The 19,176-nt window shown below is 63.5% G+C and carries 20 protein-coding genes; 7 read left to right on the top strand and 13 right to left on the bottom strand.

Annotation, left to right across the window (positions count from 1 at the left end; translation table 11 throughout):
- Positions 1 to 77: 77 nt before the first annotated feature.
- Complete coding sequence (locus F4U95_RS02880; RefSeq protein WP_211363934.1) at positions 78 to 1,442, top strand: methyl-accepting chemotaxis protein; 1,365 nt, start codon at positions 78 to 80, stop codon at positions 1,440 to 1,442.
- Positions 1,443 to 1,684: 242 nt separating this feature from the next.
- Here F4U95_RS02880 and F4U95_RS02875 read toward each other — a convergent pair whose 3' ends face one another.
- The 8 genes from F4U95_RS02875 to F4U95_RS02840 form a co-directional block, all read right to left on the bottom strand.
- Positions 1,685 to 2,722 (bottom strand): hypothetical protein, encoded by a 1,038-nt coding sequence (locus tag F4U95_RS02875; protein ID WP_211363933.1) that lies wholly within the window; start codon positions 2,720 to 2,722, stop codon positions 1,685 to 1,687.
- 86 nt (positions 2,723 to 2,808) lie between these two features.
- Positions 2,809 to 2,973: a hypothetical protein gene (locus tag F4U95_RS02870; RefSeq protein WP_246171475.1), complete on the bottom strand. Its 165-nt coding sequence runs from the start codon at positions 2,971 to 2,973 to the stop codon at positions 2,809 to 2,811.
- Positions 2,974 to 3,087: 114 nt separating this feature from the next.
- Positions 3,088 to 3,933, bottom strand: a complete 846-nt coding sequence (locus tag F4U95_RS02865) for an AAA family ATPase (protein ID WP_150424760.1) — start codon at positions 3,931 to 3,933, stop codon at positions 3,088 to 3,090.
- Positions 3,934 to 4,009: 76 nt separating this feature from the next.
- A complete protein-coding gene (locus F4U95_RS02860; protein WP_120249672.1) occupies positions 4,010 to 4,690 on the bottom strand; it encodes a DUF6975 family protein in 681 nt (226 codons plus the stop codon).
- Between the two features lie 301 nt (positions 4,691 to 4,991).
- Positions 4,992 to 7,037: an RNA polymerase sigma factor RpoD gene (gene rpoD / locus F4U95_RS02855; RefSeq protein WP_120249673.1), complete on the bottom strand. Its 2,046-nt coding sequence runs from the start codon at positions 7,035 to 7,037 to the stop codon at positions 4,992 to 4,994.
- 44 nt (positions 7,038 to 7,081) lie between these two features.
- Positions 7,082 to 8,992, bottom strand: coding sequence for a DNA primase (dnaG, locus tag F4U95_RS02850; protein ID WP_150424503.1), 1,911 nt, complete (start codon positions 8,990 to 8,992; stop codon positions 7,082 to 7,084).
- Entirely contained in the window at positions 8,989 to 9,402 is a 414-nt protein-coding gene (locus F4U95_RS02845) for an endonuclease domain-containing protein (protein WP_150424502.1), read from the bottom strand. The genes dnaG and F4U95_RS02845 overlap by 4 nt, the downstream gene beginning before the upstream one ends.
- 59 nt (positions 9,403 to 9,461) lie before the next feature.
- Positions 9,462 to 9,914: a GatB/YqeY domain-containing protein gene (locus tag F4U95_RS02840; RefSeq protein ID WP_120249676.1), complete on the bottom strand. Its 453-nt coding sequence runs from the start codon at positions 9,912 to 9,914 to the stop codon at positions 9,462 to 9,464.
- 154 nt (positions 9,915 to 10,068) lie between these two features.
- Between F4U95_RS02840 and carA the strand changes: the two genes are divergently transcribed.
- The 6 genes from carA (at position 10,069) to F4U95_RS02810 (ending at position 16,557) form a co-directional block, all read left to right on the top strand.
- The gene (gene carA / locus F4U95_RS02835; RefSeq protein WP_150424501.1) at positions 10,069 to 11,247 is read left to right on the top strand and encodes a glutamine-hydrolyzing carbamoyl-phosphate synthase small subunit; all 1,179 of its coding nucleotides are present in this window, start codon (positions 10,069 to 10,071) and stop codon (positions 11,245 to 11,247) included.
- Positions 11,244 to 11,612: a ribonuclease E inhibitor RraB gene (locus F4U95_RS02830; protein ID WP_093014983.1), complete on the top strand. Its 369-nt coding sequence runs from the start codon at positions 11,244 to 11,246 to the stop codon at positions 11,610 to 11,612. The genes carA and F4U95_RS02830 overlap by 4 nt, the downstream gene beginning before the upstream one ends.
- Before the next feature lie 20 nt (positions 11,613 to 11,632).
- Complete coding sequence (locus F4U95_RS02825) at positions 11,633 to 12,001, top strand: hypothetical protein (protein WP_150443111.1); 369 nt, start codon at positions 11,633 to 11,635, stop codon at positions 11,999 to 12,001.
- Entirely contained in the window at positions 12,001 to 15,336 is a 3,336-nt protein-coding gene (gene carB / locus F4U95_RS02820) for a carbamoyl-phosphate synthase large subunit (RefSeq protein ID WP_150424499.1), read from the top strand. The genes F4U95_RS02825 and carB overlap by 1 nt, the downstream gene beginning before the upstream one ends.
- A gap of 82 nt (positions 15,337 to 15,418) precedes the next feature.
- Positions 15,419 to 15,895 (top strand): transcription elongation factor GreA, encoded by a 477-nt coding sequence (gene greA, locus F4U95_RS02815; protein WP_120249680.1) that lies wholly within the window; start codon positions 15,419 to 15,421, stop codon positions 15,893 to 15,895.
- Between the two features lie 2 nt (positions 15,896 to 15,897).
- The gene (locus F4U95_RS02810) at positions 15,898 to 16,557 is read left to right on the top strand and encodes a rhomboid family intramembrane serine protease (RefSeq protein WP_150424498.1); all 660 of its coding nucleotides are present in this window, start codon (positions 15,898 to 15,900) and stop codon (positions 16,555 to 16,557) included.
- A gap of 119 nt (positions 16,558 to 16,676) precedes the next feature.
- On the opposite strand, the gene F4U95_RS02805 is transcribed toward F4U95_RS02810, so the two are convergent.
- The 5 genes from F4U95_RS02805 to F4U95_RS02785 all read right to left on the bottom strand — a co-directional run bounded on the left by F4U95_RS02805 (position 16,677) and on the right by F4U95_RS02785 (position 19,042).
- Complete coding sequence (locus F4U95_RS02805) at positions 16,677 to 16,898, bottom strand: DUF4170 domain-containing protein (protein ID WP_120249682.1); 222 nt, start codon at positions 16,896 to 16,898, stop codon at positions 16,677 to 16,679.
- Between the two features lie 105 nt (positions 16,899 to 17,003).
- On the bottom strand, positions 17,004 to 17,633 hold the full coding sequence (locus F4U95_RS02800; RefSeq protein WP_150424497.1) for a DUF883 family protein: 630 nt from the start codon (positions 17,631 to 17,633) through the stop codon (positions 17,004 to 17,006).
- On the bottom strand, positions 17,626 to 17,949 hold the full coding sequence (locus tag F4U95_RS02795; protein WP_120249684.1) for a hypothetical protein: 324 nt from the start codon (positions 17,947 to 17,949) through the stop codon (positions 17,626 to 17,628). Before F4U95_RS02795 ends, F4U95_RS02800 begins: the two co-directional genes overlap by 8 nt.
- Positions 17,946 to 18,350, bottom strand: a complete 405-nt coding sequence (locus F4U95_RS02790) for a phage holin family protein (protein WP_120249685.1) — start codon at positions 18,348 to 18,350, stop codon at positions 17,946 to 17,948. The genes F4U95_RS02795 and F4U95_RS02790 overlap by 4 nt, the downstream gene beginning before the upstream one ends.
- A gap of 62 nt (positions 18,351 to 18,412) precedes the next feature.
- Positions 18,413 to 19,042, bottom strand: a complete 630-nt coding sequence (locus tag F4U95_RS02785) for a hypothetical protein (protein WP_150424496.1) — start codon at positions 19,040 to 19,042, stop codon at positions 18,413 to 18,415.
- Between the last annotated feature and the right edge of the window lie 134 nt (positions 19,043 to 19,176).

The following is a 19,176-nucleotide window of genomic DNA, read 5'->3' as shown; positions in this document are numbered from 1 at the left end:
AGTGTTGCAGCGCATGGTTAATCCGTCATCATCCAGTCATAATAGATTTCGGCGGGGCGCACTTGGAAAACAGGGACTTGTTGGCTGACCTGGGGGAACGGTCAGGCGACATCGCATTGCAGTGCAGCGAAACGGCTGGATATCTGAGCGAGCTCAATCTTCGCATTCAGGGGGATTCGGCGCATCTGGCCGATTTGCAGGCCAATATGGCGACGCTGGCGGCGAGCCAGAATGAGAGTGTCGCCGCTGCGCAGGAATTGAGCCTGACCGCGCGGCGCGCCGGGCGGATCATCGCGGACGGGCATGATGTGATCGGCCTGTCGCTGGGCGAGGTGGCAGGCCTGGTCGAGCATGTCACCGGGCTGGAAGGGCATTTGCGCCAGTTCCTGACCGTGATCGAGGCGGTAGGCGACATTAGCGAGGAGTTGGGGGCGATCGCGCGGCAGACGCGGTTGCTGGGCGTCAACGCCGCGATCGAGGCGGCGCGCGGCGGGGCGGCGACGCAGGGCTTTGCGGTGGTTGCGGACGAAATCCGGCGGCTGGCGGGGCAGGCGGGGGAATCCGCCGCCTCGGTCGGGGACAAGCTGGGCCAGTTGGATCGCGATGCGCGGGCGCTGATCGGGGGCGTCGAGGCGAATATCGTGCGGGGCCGGGGTGTCGGCACCCATATCGACCAGTTGCGCCTCAGCATGGCGGAGATCGCGTCGCTGGTGACGCAATTTGGCGAGCGGTCCGACGCGATCGTCCATTGCACCGACGCCGCCGATGGCGATGTGAGCGCGCTGCGGCACGGGTTGGCGACATTCGGCCGGTCGGCGAGCGACAGCGCGTTGCGCGTGGATGCCGCGCGCGAGCAGTTGGAAGGGTTGGAGGGCATGGCCAATGCGATGCTCAACCGCGCGGCGCATGGACCGCAAAAGACGCGCAACAGCCGTTATATCGCGCTGGCCGAGGATGGCGCGGAGGAGATTAGTGCGTTGATCGAGGATGCGGTGCGGGACGGAGAGATCGGTCTGGCGGCGCTGTTCGACAGCAATTATCGCGCTGTGCCGGGGTCAAGCCCGACCCAATATCTGAACGGCTTCACCGCCTTTGCCGACAATCGCGTGCGGCCGGTTCTGGACCGGCGGACGAGCGAGGATAGTGCGATCGTCGGCTGCTGCCTGCTGGACATGAACGGCTATCTGCCGACCCATATCAGCACGCGCAGCCAGCCGCAGCGGCCGGGCCTGTCGGACTGGAACATGGAGCATGCGCGCAACAGGCAGATCTTCATGGACAGCCAGACGCGCCGGGCTTTGCAGGAGGAAGGGGATTTCTTTCTGTTCACCTACCGACAGGATCTGGGCGAGGGGCGCTATCGTGCGCTGCGCAGCGTGTTCGTGCCGTTGGTGTTCGGCGGACGGAAATGGGGGCTTTATGAGGTGGGGTATTTGATTTGAAGGGTGGAGAATAAGGCCGCTAGCGATCAGAAGTGAACGCTCCCTTTACCCTCTCCCGCCTTCGCGGGAGAGGCAACGAAGACTTGTCAGCTTGATGCCTAGTCGCAGTCGGTGAGGGTCTTTCTTCTTTCTGGACAACCGCTTCCCGCCAGTAAGAAGAAAGACCCTCACCCAACCCTCTCCCGTGAAGACGGGAGAGGGCTAAAGATAAGCCGAACGCCACATATCCGCCCAAAGACGCCTTACCGGCTGAGCGTCACATCCCCGTTGGCGGCGTAGGTGGCGATGGCGGCGGCCTGGGCGGTCTGGGGGTCTTTGCCGTCCAGGATCGCGGCGATCTGGTGCGGGTTGGGGACACGGTCGTAGAGGCCGTAGAGATCGGTCTGGCCGACCATGTGAATGGACAGCTTGTAACCCTGCGCATCGGTGGCGGGGTCGAAGGCGAGGACGGTGCCGCTGTCGTCCACGGGCACGATGATCGGGCCGTCGCTGCGGCCGACCTGTTGCAGCATGTCATAGCTGCCCTCGGCCGTGGTCACGGTGCCACGGACGCACAGCGCATCCTTGCCGTCGCGGGGGATGAGGACGTTCTGGGGCACGGCATGGTCGGTCGGCTTGGCTGGGGTCAGTTGCGCGTCGGCGGCGGCGGCGGCGGGGCAGGCGGCGAAACTGGCGGGCGCGGTGGGATGCAGGCTGGCGGGATCGTCCACCGTCAGCTTGGCGAGCATGCCGTCGAGGCCCTTCAGCACTTCGGCGCGGCGCTCGGTGGGGCCGGTGATGCGGATCTTCACGATCCAGCGCCCGGCATGGATGAAGCCCGCCGCCGTCGTCAACGCACCGTCGGCTGCGTCGTCATAGACTGCGCGGATCGCGCTGGCCGCCCGGCCGGCGGCAGGGGCGCTGGCATAGGCGGTGCGGCGGGTCTTGGCGCCGAACCGCTCCATCACTGCCTTGTCGGTCATATAGGCGGCGAGGGAGGCGTCGGCATAAGTGGGCAGATAGACGTAGAGAGTCGCCTGAATGGCGCCATCCTCCGAGAGATATTGCGCATAATTGTCCACCGCGCGGCCGCCATTGGAGGCTTCGCCGCTTTTGGACAGGGACAGGCCGGCGACGGTCTGCGGCAGGCTGATGCCCGCAGCGTCGGCGCGGATGGCATCCTGCGTCGGGGTCCAGGCTTCGCCGTCTGCGGCCTGCGCGAGCGAGGGGATGGCAAGGCACAGGGCGGCCGCCGACAGAAAACGAGTCATGAGACTTTGGGCGCACTTGGGCAACGGCATCCCTCTCCAGATCTAGACCGTCTTGGCGCGGCCTTGAACTATGACAGGGAGGCTACAGACTAAACCGGGGGGCGCAAGAGGCTAAATCAGGCGACTGGCCGGATTTGCGCGGGATAAGAGGGCGGGTCGGGGTCGTGAAGCGCCAACTCCTGGGCGGCATGGGTCCAGATCACCGCCTGCGGGCCGATGAGGGCGGGATTGTCCAGCGCGCCGGCGCGGATGAGGGGCAGATGCGGGCGCGAGTCGGCCATGCTGGCATGCCAGCGGACCTCGCCGGTGGTGGCGATGCGAAGGCGTCAGGGAGGGGGGGCGGAGTGACCTGACAGGCCCTCATTAAACCCCTCCCGCAAGCAGGCGGGGAGATTTTACCGCCCTTGTCGCCGGGCCATGAAGGCGAGGCGTTCGAACAGCATGATGTCCTGCTCATTCTTGAGCAGCGCGCCGTGGAGCGGCGGGATCGCCTTGGTCGGGTCGCTGTTCTGGAGGACGTCCAAGGGCATATCCTCGTTCAGCAGCAGTTTCAGCCAGTCGAGCAACTCGCTGGTGCTAGGCTTTTTCTTGAGGCCGGGGACGTCGCGTATCTCGTAGAAGATATCCATCGCCTTGCCGACCAGGATCTTCTGGATGCCGGGGAAATGGACGTCTACGATGGCCTGCATCGTGTCGCGGTCGGGGAATTTGATATAGTGGAAGAAGCAGCGGCGCAGGAAGGCGTCGGGCAATTCCTTCTCATTATTCGACGTGATGATCACCACCGGGCGATCGGCGGCCGCGATCGTTTCGCCCGTTTCATAGACATGGAACGCCATGCGATCGAGTTCCTGCAACAGGTCGTTGGGAAATTCGATGTCGGCCTTGTCGATTTCATCGATCAGCAGGACGGGGAGTTTGGGGGCGGTGAAGGCGTCCCACAATTTGCCCTTGCGGATATAATTGCTGATGTCGTGGACGCGTTCGTCGCCCAGCTGGCCGTCGCGCAGGCGGGCGACGGCGTCATATTCGTAGAGGCCCTGATGCGCCTTCGTCGTGGATTTGACGTTCCATTCGATCAGGGGCGCGTCCAGCGCCTTGGCGATTTCCTGGGCGAGGACGGTCTTGCCGGTGCCCGGTTCGCCCTTCACCAGCAGGGGACGGCGCAGCAGCACGGCGGCGTTGACCGCGACCTTCAGATCTTCGGTGGCGACATAGTCCTGCGTGCCTTCAAAGCGCATCATCCCGTCCCATTCGGTTGTCGATGACAACCGGACTAGGCAATGCGGCAGGCCGGTGCAATCGGTAAGGAGAGGATCAGGCGGTCTTTGCGCGGACGTCGGCGCGGGCGGCGAGCAGATCCCACAGGCCGCGATGCTGGTTCAGAAGCTGGCGCGCGCCGAACTGGATCGCGCGGTCGATGCCGTCGTCGCCGCCGATCGCGCGGGCGACGTCCAGCGTGGCGGCGCGTTCGGGCAAGGCGCAGGGATGGGGTTCGAGGCCCACGCGCAGCGCTGCCTGATCCAGCACATGGCGCACGGCGCGCCAGTCGAGCACCAGCGCCATCGCCGCGCCCATGGCGCATCCGCGCCGGTCGGACTGGGCGAGCATATCGAGCGCATGGCGTTGCTGGCTGACGGCGGTTTCGCAATCGGCCTGGCCCGCCGTGCTAGGGGCGGGGCCGACGGCGACTGTGACCTGGGTCAGATAGGCGCGTTCGCGGGCGAAGGCGTCGCCTGCCTCGATCAGCCATTGGCGCGCGGCATTGTCGGCGGAGCGGGTGGCTGCATGGTCGATGACGCCGGGATGGCGGCCGTGGAGCATGCAGAGATAATAAGCGCCATCGGCCAGATCGGAAAGCGACAGCAGGGCGTCGCGGGCCACGCCGGCGGCGGCGCGATTGGCATAGGGATGGGCAGCCGTGCCGTCGGCAGCGACCAGCGCTTCCAGGATTCGCGCGATGTCGCCAAATTGGTAGCGCGGTGCCGCTTCGCTCATGCTCTCATCCCTGTTGGTCCCGCAGGCGCGGGCTGTAGCCACAGGGATAGGGGAACCGGGTAAACGTCCGGTTTACGGAATCAGAAAGGGCGACCGTGAAAGCCGCCCTTTTCCGTCAATAATGGTTAATTTAAATTTACCGATCCAATTTAATTTAACCGCTTTACATACCAAAAGCCATGAGACTGACTCATATGGAGCGTTCCCCGGCGTAGGCCGGGGTCCAGTCCCACGCTCTGAACTGGACCCCGGCCTGCGCCGGGGAACGCTTAGCCGAGGCTCCAATCATTGCTTGGTGGTATTACTGGTCCAGGAAGGACCGCATCTTGCGCGAGCGCGAGGGGTGCTTGAGCTTGCGCAGCGCCTTCGCTTCGATCTGACGGATGCGTTCGCGGGTCACGCTGAACTGCTGGCCCACTTCCTCAAGGGTGTGGTCCGTGTTCATGCCGATGCCAAAGCGCATGCGCAGCACGCGCTCTTCACGCGGAGTGAGCGAGGCGAGGACGCGGGTGACCGTTTCCTTCAGGTTCGCCTGGATCGCGGCATCCACCGGAATGATCGCGTTCTTGTCTTCGATGAAGTCGCCCAGATGACTGTCTTCCTCGTCGCCGATCGGCGTTTCGAGGGAGATCGGCTCCTTGGCGATCTTCATCACCTTGCGCACCTTTTCGAGCGGCATCGACAGACGCTCGGCCATTTCTTCCGGCGTCGGTTCGCGGCCCTGTTCGTGCAGGAACTGGCGGCTGGTGCGGACCAGCTTGTTGATCGTTTCGATCATATGGACCGGGATACGGATGGTCCGCGCCTGATCCGCGATCGAGCGGGTGATCGCCTGCCTGATCCACCAGGTAGCATAGGTGCTGAATTTGTAGCCGCGGCGATATTCGAACTTATCCACCGCCTTCATCAGGCCGATATTGCCTTCCTGAATAAGATCCAGGAATTGCAGGCCGCGGTTGGTGTATTTTTTGGCGATGGAGATGACGAGGCGCAGATTCGCTTCCACCATTTCCTTCTTGGCGATGCGCGCTTCACGCTCGCCCTTCTGCACCATGTTCACGATGCGGCGGAATTCGCTCAAGGACATGCCGGTCGCCTGCGCGATTTCGCCGACCTCGTTGCGGATGCGATCGACGGCGCGGCCTTCGGCCGCGACGAAGGCGGACCATTTCTTGTCCAGACCGCTCACCTTGTCGAGCCAGCCATCGTCCAGCTCATGGTTCACATAGCGGTCGAGGAAGTCCTTGCGGCTGACTTTGTGACGCTCGGCCAGACGCAGCATCTGGCCGCCCAGCGCGGTGAGGCGGCGGTTATAGGCGTAGAGCTGATCGACGAGATATTCGATCTTCTGCTGGTGGAACTGGACGCTCTCGACCTCGGCGGTCAGTTGTTCGCGCAGGTCGTGATAAGTGTCTTCGGCCTTCTGGCTCAGGCTGTCGCCATTGGCCATCGCGACCATGCGCGCTTCCTGCGAGGCGGAGAAGGCGCGGAAAATTTCGGTGATGGTGGCGAACTTCTCAAGCGCCATCGGCTTGAGCGTCTCTTCCATCTGGGCGAGGGAGAGGGTGTTGTCCTCTTCCTCTTCTTCCTCGGCGCGGCGGGCACGGGGTGCGCCGTCCTCATCCTCGTCGGCGTCGGCGGATTCCTCCTCCGGCTCTTCTTCTTCCTTGAAGCTGGGGCCGGCGGTCTTTTCGCTGATTTCGCCGTCGTCGTCTTCGGCGCCCTCTTCCATGCTTTCGGGAGCAGGATCCTTGGAGAGCATGGCGTCGAGATCCAGGATCTCGCGCAGCTGCATTTCGCCGTTGTTAAGCGCGGTCGACCATTCGATGATGGCGTTGAAGGTGGTCGGGCTTTCGCACAGACCCAGGATCATCGTGTCGCGACCGGCCTCGATCCGCTTGGCGATGGCGATTTCGCCTTCACGGCTGAGCAGTTCCACCGCGCCCATTTCGCGCAGGTACATGCGAACGGGATCGTCGGTGCGATCGACCGTTTCCTTCTTCTTTTCGGTGACGAGCTTGGGGCCGTCATCGTCGCTCGATTCATCCTCGGCGTCCTCGGCATCCTCACGCTCGCGCTGCTCGTCGCCGTCTTCGCTGGCTTCCTCATTCTCGACGATATTGACGCCCATCTCGTTGAGGGCGGCCATGATATCCTCGATCTGCTCGGAGGACATCTGGTCCTGCGGCAGGGCGTCGTTCAGCTCGTCATAGGTGATGTAGCCGCGCTTCTTCGCGCGGGCGATCAGCTTCTTGACGGAGGCTTCGTTGAGATCGAGCAGGGGCGCATCGCCGCCTTCCTCCGCATCGCTTGCCCCGCCATTTTTGCTGTTCGCCTTGGTCGCCATGTAATCGCCTTACTTCGTCGCCCTGATAAGAGGGCTAACCTAAATCAAACAATGTCTTCGGACTGCGCAAGTTCCGCAACGCGACGGTCGTGATCGGCCTTCAGCATGCGAATACGCTGCTGCTCAGCGAAATTGGCTTCGCTGAATTCGCTCTCGAACCGTTTCGTGGCTTCCACCAGTGCCGTTTCCAGCTCCGGTCCCTGCGCCATCACTCGAATGGCTTCCTCCAGATCGCGCGATAGGCGATCAGGGTCGGTTGCCATCCTGTCGGGAGTGAGTGTGAAAGCGTCGGCCCGGAGCATCCCCTTGGCCATATTATACAACTCACCTTGCCCCAATATGGTAAGGAGGGCCTGTGTTTCAACTGTTTCTTTGCGGAAGGACAGGCTGATCATCGCAGCGAGCATCTGGGCCAGCATCGGATCGCCGATTTGCAGGGCCGAAAGCATCTCCCGATGGGGGGCGATCTGGGCCGGATGGCGTAGCAAGGCGGCAAGGACGGCACGCAGCAGGCGTTGTTCCATGCCGCTGGCGCCGATCGCCCGGACTTCGGTGCCGGCGGGAGGAATAGGCGCCTTCCAATTGCCGCGCTTGTCCCGTTGCCAGCGGGCGGCATTGCCGCCACCGCCGCCCTGAAAGCGCTGCTGCGCGGGTGCGGCGTCGCGGCGGGCGAAGAAGCGGGCGTCATAACGCTCGCGAAATTCATGGGCATAATGAGCGCGCACATCAGGATGGGCAATCGCATCCGTTATGGCGCGAAGCCGCTGTTTGAGCGCCGCCTTCTGCTCGGGCGTTTCGAGCGGCATGGCGGAAAGTTCATGGCTCCACAGCCGTTCGATCAGCGGTTCGGCCGCGTTCAGCACCGCCTCCATCGCCTGCGCGCCGCTGGCGCGAATCAGGTCGTCGGGGTCTTGCCCCGGCGGCAGGGTGGCAAAGCACAGGCTATGGCCGGGGCGCAGCAAGGGCAGGGCACGGGTGGCGGCGCGAATCGCGGCTTTCTGCCCGGCCGAATCGCCGTCGAAGCAGAGGATGGGGACTTCGACCATCTTCCACAGCCGTTCGATCTGATGTTCGGTCAGCGCCGTGCCGAGCGGGGCGACGGCTTCGCCAAAGCCGGCCTGGGCCAGCGCGATGACGTCCATATAGCCCTCCACCACGATGACGCGGCCGGTATTGCGGCTGGCGGGAGAGGCGCGGTCGATATTGTAGAGGGTGCGGCCCTTGTCGAAGAGCGGGGTGTCGGGCGAGTTCAGATATTTGGGCTCGCCCGCACCCAATATGCGGCCGCCGAACGCGATGACCCGGCCGCGAATGTCGCGAATGGGGAACATGAGGCGGCCACGGAAGCGGTCGTAGCTTTCGCGCTTTTTCCCGGCGCCCTTGCCCTGTTCCAGCGCTTCGGGGTCGATCAGCAGGCCGGCCTCGACCAGCATCGGTTCGCCGAATTCCTTGAGCGCGGTCTTGAGGCGCCCGCGTCCGTCCGGCGAGAAGCCGAAGCCGAAGGCGCGGCGCGTGGCGTCGGTCATGCCGCGCTTTTGCAGATAGGCGCGTGCTTCGCCGCCATCGATGCCGCCCAGTTGCTCCTCGAAGAAGGCCTGCGCCGCGGCCATCGCGTCGTGCAGGCCTTTGGCGGCTTCGGCGCGCTTGGCGGCGCGCGGATCGGCGGCGGGCACATCCATGCTGGCGGCGGCGGCCAGTTCCTTCACGGCCTCCATGAACGGCAGGCCGCGCTGGTCGGTCATCCAGCGGATCGCATCGCCATGCGCGCCGCAGCCGAAACAATGGTAGAAGCCCTTCTCGTCGTTGATCGTGAAGCTGGGCGTCTTTTCATTATGGAAGGGGCAGCAGGCCTTATATTCGCGGCCGGCCTTGGTGACCTTCACGGTCTTGCCGATGAGGGTCGACAGCGACGTGCGCGCGCGCAGCTCGTCCAGCCATTGCGGGGTGAGGGTCATGCGCCTTCTTCCCCCTCCCGCGTGCGGCAGGGGGGCAGGGGGGCGGGCTCAACCGGGCCACCCAAAGCTGCCCTGACGATAGTTTCCAACACGGCCTCTAGATTCTCAATGAGATCATTATTCCAGAAGCGGATCAGCCGGTAGCCCTGCGCTTCGATCTTTCTGGTCCGCATGGCGTCATAATCTGCTGCATCGGCATGCTGGCTGCCGTCCAGTTCGACGACCAGCTTGCGGGAGCGGCACACAAAATCACAGATGAAGCCGGCTATAGGCATCTGGCGGCTGAATTTCAGGCCTTCGAGTTGGGCGCCTTTCAATCGGCTCCAGAGCAGTCGCTCAGCTTGCGTGGCGTTGTTGCGCAGATTGCGTGCGCCATCGGTCGGGCGCGCAAGTCGATAGGGTGAGCCCACCCCCCGGCCCCCTCCCGCAGGCGGGAGGGGGGGAGTGAATGGCGTTCCCCCGTCTTCACTCACACAAGCGCCGCCTTCACCAGGCCGCTTGCCTTGCTCATGTCGATGACGCTGCCGTGGCGTTCCTTCAGCACGGCCATCACCTTGCCCATGTCCTTCACGCTTTCCGCGCCGACTTCGGCCTTGATGCCTTCGATCGCGGCCTTGGTTTCTTCTTCGCTCAGCTGGGCGGGGAGGAAGCTTTCGATCACGTCCAGCTCGGCCTGTTCCTTGGCGGCCAGTTCGTCGCGGCCGCCGGTCTTGAACATGTCGATCGATTCGCGGCGCTGCTTCACCATCTTCTGGAGCACTTCGACCACCAGGGCGTCGTCGTCCGGCACGTTTGACGCGGTGCGCAATTCGATGTCGCGATCCTTGAGCTTCGCCAGGATCAGGCGCACGGCGGCCAGGCGTTCCTTGTCGCCCGCCTTCATCGATTCAATCTGGGCGCTCTTGATGGTGTCGCGAATCATGGCGAACGAATCCTGTTTCTTTCGGGAAAGGAGAAGATATAGCGGCAAAAGAGATTTTTAACAGACGTTGACCTGAACGTCGCACGGGCATAGGTGACCGGCCGTTTAACCCGCACCAGACGGGTTCCCGCAAAAGCATAAAGGACCGCAGACCATGGCAGACGCCAAAACCCTTACTGTGCCTAAAGGAGCGACAGGGGTCGTGGTTTTTGCCGATGGCAGCGCCGTGTTCGGCCGCGGCTTCGGTGCGGTGGGCGAGGCTGTGGGCGAGCTGTGCTTCAACACCTCCATCACCGGCTATCAGGAGATCATGACCGATCCGTCCTATGCCGGGCAGATCGTCAATTTCACCTTCCCCCATATCGGCAATGTCGGCACCAACCTGGACGATGTGGAGGCTTTGCTTCCCCATGCGCTGGGCTGCATCGTGCGGCAGGACGTCACCGCGCCCAGCAATTTCCGCAATGTCGAACCGTTCGACCAGTGGATGAAAGAGCAGGGGCGCATCGGTCTGGCCGGCGTGGATACCCGCGCGCTGACCCGCCTGATCCGTATCAAGGGTGCGCCCAATGTCGTGATCGCCCATGATCCCGACGGCAATTTCGATATCGAAGCGCTGAGCGCGAAGGCCGCTTCCTGGCCGGGGCTGGAGGGCATGGACCTCGCCATCGAAGTCACGGGCAAGGAAAGCCGCCTGTGGAAGGACGGCGTCTGGAAGTTGGGCCATGGCTATGGCCTGAATGAGGCGGGCGATGAACGCCCCCATGTCGTCGCGATCGATTATGGCGCGAAGAACAATATCTTCCGCAATCTGGTGCAGGCCGGCGCGCGCGTGACAGTGCTGCCCGCCACCGCATCTTATGAAGAGGTGACGGCGCTCAGCCCCGATGGCGTGTTCCTGTCCAACGGTCCGGGCGATCCGGCCGCGACCGGCGCCTATGCCGTGCCGGTGATCGCGGCGCTGCTGACGGACAATGTGCCGATCTTCGGCATTTGCCTTGGCCATCAGCTGCTGGGTCTGGCGGTGGGCGCCAAGACGATCAAGATGCATCAGGGGCATCGCGGCGCGAACCATCCGGTCAAGCGGCTGTCGGACGGCCTCGTTGAGATCACCTCGATGAACCATGGCTTTGCGGTCGATGTCGATACGCTGCCGGCCAATGCGCGATCGACCCATGTGTCGCTGTTCGACGGCAGCAATTGCGGCATCGAGCTGACCGACAAGAACGCCTTTTCGGTGCAGTACCACCCCGAAGCATCGCCGGGGCCGCAGGACAGCTTCTATCTGTTCAAGCGGTTCGTGGACGGCCTGAAAAAGCCGGTCGCGGCATGAGCCAGAACCTGCCCCCCGTCGACGAAGCGCGTCTTGCCGCCGAGTGGGAGGCGGACAAGGACGTCCTCGCCAACCTGAAGCGCAATGGCGACGTGGCGCGCATCGCGCGGCCCGTGGATGTCAGCTTCCGGGGCAGCGAGAAGGATTTCGAGCGCGTCCTGATCATCGCCAGCCAGTTCGGCTTCGTCGAACTGGACCGGGAAGAGGATGAGGACGGCGACTTGTTCCTGTTCCTGGAATGCGTGCAGCCGGTCGATGAAGCGTCGATCCGCGCGCTGACCAAGAAATGCCTCCAGATCGAAATCCTCTGCGGCGTCGAATATGACGGCTGGGGATGCGAGGCGCAGGCGGGGGGCGTGCATTGAGGCACGCCTATCTCCGACCGATGGCCGCAGGCGCCGCCCTATCTGCATTGGTTTGTATAGGTGCTTGGGCTGTCGAACAGTTTCGGGCTTCTACGCAATGGTTGACACTCGAATATCGCCGGCCGACCGGACAAGGTCCGTCCTGGGCAAAGGCCGGTGACGTCGATCCCGCGCGACAGGCCAAGGATGTTGGTCACCATCTTACTTTTATCGCCTCCCATTGCCGCCTGACGAAGTGGGAAATGCGTTCAAACATCGGTTGGCTGGATGTCGACGAAACCGCACAGCTTCGTTTTCCGGCCAAGGGTTTGACTGACAGGGCGTTCAATTGCGTACTGTCTTTCGTCAAACCTCCCTTCGTCCGCCTGCATCGCGAGAGCCAAAAATAATGCCCAAACGCACCGACATCTCCTCCATCCTCATCATCGGCGCTGGTCCGATCATCATCGGCCAGGCGTGCGAGTTCGATTATTCGGGCACGCAGGCGGTGAAGGCGCTGAAAGAAGAGGGCTATCGCATCATCCTGGTCAATTCCAACCCGGCCACGATCATGACCGACCCGGAATTTGCCGACGCGACCTATGTCGAGCCGATTACGCCCGAAATCGTGGCGAAGATCATCGAGAAGGAGCGGCCGGACGCGGTGCTGCCGACCATGGGCGGGCAGACGGCGCTGAACACGGCGCTGGCACTGTTCAACGACGGCACGCTGGAAAAGTATGGCGTGCAGATGATCGGCGCGGATGCCGAGGCGATCGACAAGGCGGAAGACCGGATCAAGTTCCGCGACGCCATGGACAAGATCGGTCTGGAATCGGCCCGCTCGCGCATCGCGCACACGATGGAAGAGGCGCTGGAGGCGCTGGAGTTTACCGGCCTTCCCTCGATCATCCGTCCCAGCTTCACCATGGGCGGCACCGGCGGCGGCATCGCCTATAATCGCGAAGAGTTCGTCAACATCGTGCGCGGTGGCCTGGACGCGTCGCCGACGACCGAGGTGCTGATCGAGGAATCGCTGATTGGCTGGAAAGAATATGAGATGGAAGTCGTGCGGGACCGCAACGACAATTGCATCATCATCTGTTCGATCGAAAATGTCGATCCGATGGGCGTCCATACGGGCGACTCCATCACCGTCGCGCCGGCGCTGACGCTGACCGACAAGGAATATCAGATCATGCGCAACGCGAGCATCGCGGTGCTGCGTGAAATCGGCGTGGAAACAGGCGGTTCCAACGTGCAGTTCTCGGTCAATCCGAAGGACGGCCGCCTGATCGTGATCGAGATGAACCCGCGCGTGTCGCGCTCGTCGGCGCTGGCGTCGAAGGCCACCGGCTTCCCGATCGCCAAGGTCGCGGCGAAGCTGGCCGTGGGCTATACGCTGGACGAGATCACGAACGACATCACCGGGGCGATCCCGGCATCGTTCGAGCCGACCATCGACTATGTCGTGACGAAGATTCCGCGCTTCGCCTTCGAAAAGTTCAAGGGCGCCGAGCCGCTGCTGGGCACCGCGATGAAGTCCGTCGGCGAAGTCATGGCGATCGGCCGCAACATCCATGAATCGATGCAGAAGGCGCTGCGCGGTCTGGAAACGGGCCTCTCCGGCTTCAACAATGTCGATCATCTGGTCGGCGCGCCCAAGGACGATATCGTCGCCGCGCTGGCGCAGGCGACGCCCGACCGGCTGCTGGTCGCGGCGCAAGCGCTGCGTGAGGGGCTTTCCGTTCAGGAAATCCATAATATCGCCAAGTTCGATCCCTGGTTCCTGGAGCGGATCAAGGAAATCGTCGATGCGGAAGGCGAAGTGCTGGCCAATGGCCTGCCGCAGGATGCCGATGGCATGCGCCGCCTGAAATCCATGGGCTTTTCCGACAAGCGGCTCGCCTATCTGGCGCTCAAGTCGGCCAATCTGCGCGGCATGGAGCGCGGCATCGCGCGCGGGTCGGGCCTGATCCACGAAGCGGTCAAGGCGATGACCGGCGGCGTCACTGAGGACGAGGTGCGCAAGCTGCGCCACAAGCTGGGCGTGCGTCCGGTCTTCAAGCGCATCGACACCTGCGCCGCCGAGTTCGAGGCGAAGACGCCCTACATGTATTCGACCTATGAAGCGCCGCTGTTCGGCGAGGCGGAGAATGAAGCCGCGCCGACCGATCGCAAGAAGGTCGTGATCCTGGGCGGCGGGCCGAACCGCATCGGGCAGGGGATCGAGTTCGACTATTGCTGCGTCCATGCCTGCTTCGCGTTGAGCGAGGTCGGCTATGAGACGATCATGGTCAACTGCAACCCGGAAACCGTGTCGACCGACTATGACACGTCCGACCGGCTTTATTTCGAGCCGCTGACGGCCGAAGACGTGCTGGAAATCCTGGCCGTCGAAATGTCGAACGGGACGCTGGCGGGCGTGCTGGTCCAGTTTGGCGGGCAGACGCCGCTCAAGCTGGCGCAGGCGCTGGAGGATGCGGGCATACCGATCCTGGGCACCAGCCCGGACGCCATCGACCTGGCCGAAGATCGCGAGCGGTTCGCCGCGCTGATCGACAAGCTGAAGCTGCGCCAGCCCGCCAACGGCATCGCGCGCAGCCGCGAGGAGGCGATCGCGGTCGCCAATCGCATCGGCTATCCCGTTCTGATGCGGCCCAGCTATGTGCTGGGCGGCCGGGCGATGGAGATTGTCGACGGTCAGGCGCAGCTGGAGGAATATATCACCACGGCGGTCAAGGTGTCCGGCGACTCGCCAGTACTGATCGACCAGTATCTGCGCGACGCGATCGAGGTTGACGTCGATGCGCTATGCGATGGCGACGATGTGGTCGTGGCCGGCGTGTTGCAGCATATCGAGGAAGCGGGCGTCCATTCCGGCGACAGCGCCTGTTCGCTGCCGCCCTACAGCCTGTCCGACGAGATCATCGCGGAAATCGAGCGCCAGACCGAAGTGCTGGCCCACGCCCTGTCGGTACGCGGACTGATGAACATCCAGTTCGCGGTGAAGGACGGCGTCGTCTACCTGATCGAGGTCAATCCGCGCGCCAGCCGCACGGTGCCCTTCGTTGCCAAGGCGATCGGCACGCCCATTGCCAAGATCGCCAGCCGCGTGATGGCGGGCGAGAAGATCAAGGATCTGCCCAAGATCGACCGCAATGCGATCAGCCATGTGGCGGTGAAGGAAGCGGTCTTCCCGTTCAATCGCTTCCCTGGCGTCGATCCGGTCCTGTCACCGGAAATGAAGAGCACCGGCGAAGTCATGGGGATCGATAGCAATTTCGCGATCGCCTTCGCCAAGGCGCAGATCGGCGCGGGTACCGTGTTGCCGACCAGCGGCACGGTGTTCATTTCGCTCAAGGACACGGACAAGCCGGTGATCCTGCCGGCGGCAGCCAAGCTGGTGGCGATGGGCTTCAAGCTGATCGCGACCGGCGGCACGGCCGATTATCTGGCCGACCATGGCATCGCGGTGGAGAAGGTGAACAAGGTCGCCGAGGGTCGTCCGCATATCGTGGACAAGATCACCGACGGCGATGTGCAGTTGATCTTCAACACGACAGAGGGCTGGCAGTCGCTCAAGGACAGCAAGGCGATCCGTACCAGCGCGCTGCGCCAGAAGGTGGCGAGCTTCACCACGGCGGCCGCCAGCGTCGCTGCGGCAGATGCGATCGAGGCTTTGCGGGGCCATCCCCTTGAAGTGCGCTCGCTCCAGTCCTATTATCCCCTGTCGCACGCTTGATCCCCTGCACAGGAATGATGCTGCGGGGCGGTTCCTAAAGAAGGGACCGCCACAGGGAAGTTTTGACGAAGGATTTTAGGGAATGGCGACCGTCGAGAAGATGCCGATGCTGCAAATGGGCTATGACAAGCTCAACACGCAGCTCCGCGAACTGAAGGCCGAGCGGCCTTTGATCGTGGACGCCATCGAAGAAGCGCGCGCGCATGGCGATTTGTCGGAAAACGCGGAATATCACGCGGCCAAGGAGCGCCAGGGTCAGGTCGAAGCGACCATCAACGACCTGGAAGACAAGCTGTCGCGTGCGCAGGTGATCGATCCCACGACGCTGTCGGGTGACAAGATCATCTTCGGCGCGACCGTGACGCTGCTGGACGAAGACGACAAGCCGGTGAAATACCAGATTGTCGGCCAGGCCGAAGCGGACGCCAAGCAGGGCATGATTTCGTATAACAGCCCGCTGGGCCGTGCGCTGATCGGCCGTACCGTCGGCGAAGATGTGGAAGTGTCCGTCCCGTCGGGCGACAAATTCTACCAGGTCGACAAGATCGATTTCATCTGACCGTGAAACTGCCGGCCGGACGATTGACCAACGGGATTGCGGCGATCACCTTCGCCGCGTTCCTGCTGCTGTTTCTGACGGGACAGGTGGATAATGCCGCCATCATCGGCGGCTTCATTCCCGCGCGGCTGGGCGATCCGTCGCTGCTGGATGGCATGGCCGCCGTGCCGGCCTGGCTGACGCCGCTCAGCTGCACCTTCATCCATGCCGGCTGGCTGCATATCGGCTTCAACCTGCTGATGCTGCTGTTCTGCGGCCGGCAGGTGGAGCATGTGCTGGGCTGGGGCGGGACTTTGGCGCTCTATATCGTCGGGGCCTATGGCGCCTGTCTGGCGCAATGGGCGATCGATCCCGGCTCGACCAATCCGATGGTGGGCGCGAGCGGCGCCATTTCCGCGATCATCGCGCCCTATGCGCTGCTGTACAGCCAGCAGCAGGTGCGCGCTTTCGGGCCTTTTTCGGCCAATCTGGTGCGGCTCTTGTGGCTGGCGGCCGGCTGGATCGCGGTGCAGTTGATGATCGGGATCGCCAGTGGTGCCGGCATGAACGAATTGGGGAAGATCGCGATCGCCGCGCATATCGGCGGCTTTATCGTGGGGCTGGCGATGACGCGGCCCTTGCTGCGCTGGCGGTTTCGGAAGAAGCCGCGGGCGGTGCAGTAACACCCGTCTGGGCGAAGATTTTCAGATCGGCTGGATAAACGTCCGTTCGTGTCGAGCGAAGTCGAGACATGGTAGCGCTGGGCGCTTCTCGACTTCGCTCGACGCGAACGGATATACTATCAGGCGCTCGGCAGTTCCGGTTCGAGCAGGCGGTGCAGATGCACGATCACATAGCGCATTTCGGCATCGTCGACCGTGCGCTGCGCGGCGCTGCGCCAGGCCTTTTCAGCCGAAGCATAGTCGGGATAGACGCCAACCAGATCGACGGCGGAAAGATCCTGAAATTCCAGCGTCTGCGGGTTGGTTACGCGGCCGCCCATCACCAGATGCATTTTGCTCATGGCTTTTTATATTCTCCTGTGGCTGATGGCGACGCCTTAGCATCGTCGCTGGCATCAGCCAAGGAGAGGAGCGGCAAGCGTCGATTGCGTTTGCCGCAATCGCGATTAGTTTTTGGGCAATCGTGCCTTGATGGCGTCGCTGAGCGCATCGACCTTGGCCGCGACCAGCGCGGTGACTTCATCGGCGAGCTTGGATGCCTTGGCCGGCAGGTCGGCGGACGCCACGCTGTCGCGCGCATCGGCCGCGACGTCGCTGGCCGCATGAAGGGCGTTGGCCGCGCTCTTCCTGATGCCGCCTGCGCTGTCGGCGGCGGAATGGAGGGCAGTGGACGCACCCTGCTTGACCGTTTCGGCGCCTTCCGCAGCGGCGGCGCGGGCGGCCACGGCGGCTTCCAGCACGCGCGAGCCGGCGGTAACGGCCAGGCCCGGCAGCGCCTTCATGACACGGCGGCTCTTGGGGAACATCCAGGCGACGACGGCGCCCACGGCGACGGCGCCGGCAACCGCGACAATGGGATGTTCCTGGACGATTTCATTGGCGCGGGTCGCGACGCGCTGGGTCCGGTCCTTAGCGTCCCCGTAAGCTTCGCTCGCCTTGTCGCGGCCGGTCTGGATCAGGTCGCCGGCGCTTTCGCGGGCCTTGTCGGTAGTGTCCTTGATCTTGTCCGTCGCATTGATGGCCGCATCATTGGCGGCCTCGCGAACGCGGGTGATCTGGGCGCGGATGTCAGCCATCATCATTCTCCGAAATATCTGCGTCTATGTTCCTGAAACGAACGTACAGCCGCCCGAAAAGTGCCGCCAGCGGGCGACGGAAGAGAAAGAGGCCGAAGGCGGTGGCTGCTGCGCCGATTGCGACGGGGCGCTGCTGCGCCTTGGCCGCGATCCGGGCAATGCCGCCTCGCACCGCGCCGCTCGCCTTGTCCTTCGCATCCTGCTTCAGCCGGGCAGGGGTGATACGGGCCTTGGCCTCTTCCGCCGTCAGCTGGAGGCGGCCTTTTGCGGTATCGGCCCGATCGCAGGCGGCGCGATAGCGGCTTTCCAGATTCATGGCGCGATCGCCTTCTTCATGCGCGTGATGCAGCCCTTGGCGGCGAGCAGCAGCAGCAGGGTGACAAGCAATCCGCCGCCCACCACGATCAACGTGGCCCAGATCGGCGCCATCAGTTGGGAAAGCGCGATCACCAGACCCACCAACAAGGCGATGATGCTGGCAAAGGCGAGCATGAGCGCGACCACGGCAAAGATGGCTGCGTTGCGCACGCCAGTACCGATGATGCCGGCGCGCAGCTTCTGCTTTTCCGCTTCGGCGGCGGCATAGGCGCGGCCGTCGGCATAGAGCCGCGCCAACACCTCTTTCACGCTTTCGTCGCGCGCATGATCTTCGGGCGCGCCGTCGGGCTGCCCATCGGTCGGCAGCGTTGCCGCCGTATCCGCTGGTTCGTCAGTCAATTAGCCCTCCGCCCCGCCTTGCGGGCCTGTGCGTCGGTCGGAATATGCGATCGAACGAAGGCTTACGCCTTGTCGTCCGATCCCTTGGCAAGGCGCATCAGCACGAAGCCGACCACGGCCGCCGCACCGATCGCGACCGCCGGGCTTTTCCGCACGAAATCGCGCGCTTCGCCGATCAGCTGGTCGACATCCTTGGCATCCAGCGAATCCGCCGCGCCAGCGACCGATTCCGCCGCCTGACGGGCATAGTCGCCATATTGCGGGCCGAGTTTGGAATCGACCGTGCCGGCCGTGTCGGAAATCAGCTTGGCCAGGCTTTGCAGCGTGGTGCCGGTCTTGTCCTTGGCGACGCCGGCGGCGGACTTGGCGGTCTTGCCGGCCTGTTCCTTGATCGGGTCGATATGCGCCTTCCAATCGACCGCGTTGAACTTGTCGGTGGCGACCTTGGCCGCCTTTTCAGCCTGCGCCTTGATCGGTGCGATCTGCGCGGTCCAGCCATGCGAGGCGGCGCCATTGCCGGGCTTCTTGGCCGCAGGCGCCTTGCGCGTCGCAGCCTTCTTGACCGGGGCGGTCTTCACGGCGGGCGAGGAGGGGCTGGCGATCGGCGACTTGGCCGCCTTCGCCTTCGTCGGCTTGACGACAGCCGTCTTCTTCACGCGCTTGACGGGCGGGGTTTCCGGTGTGTCGGCCATGGTCCTCGTATCTCCCTTTCAAATTCGGCATCGGGCCGGCAAGGCCGGCGGGCATCATGGTTCAAATGCCTCGCGGCGGCCTACAGTTCCGTTGCCGTTACATTTTCGACCATCGGCATTTTTTGCGTCTGCGC

It is taken from the genome of Sphingobium limneticum, assembly GCF_008710165.1.
GTDB lineage: Bacteria > Pseudomonadota > Alphaproteobacteria > Sphingomonadales > Sphingomonadaceae > Sphingobium > Sphingobium limneticum.
Note: the sequence above shows the minus strand (reverse complement) of the source record. Positions and strands in the feature narration are given on the sequence as shown.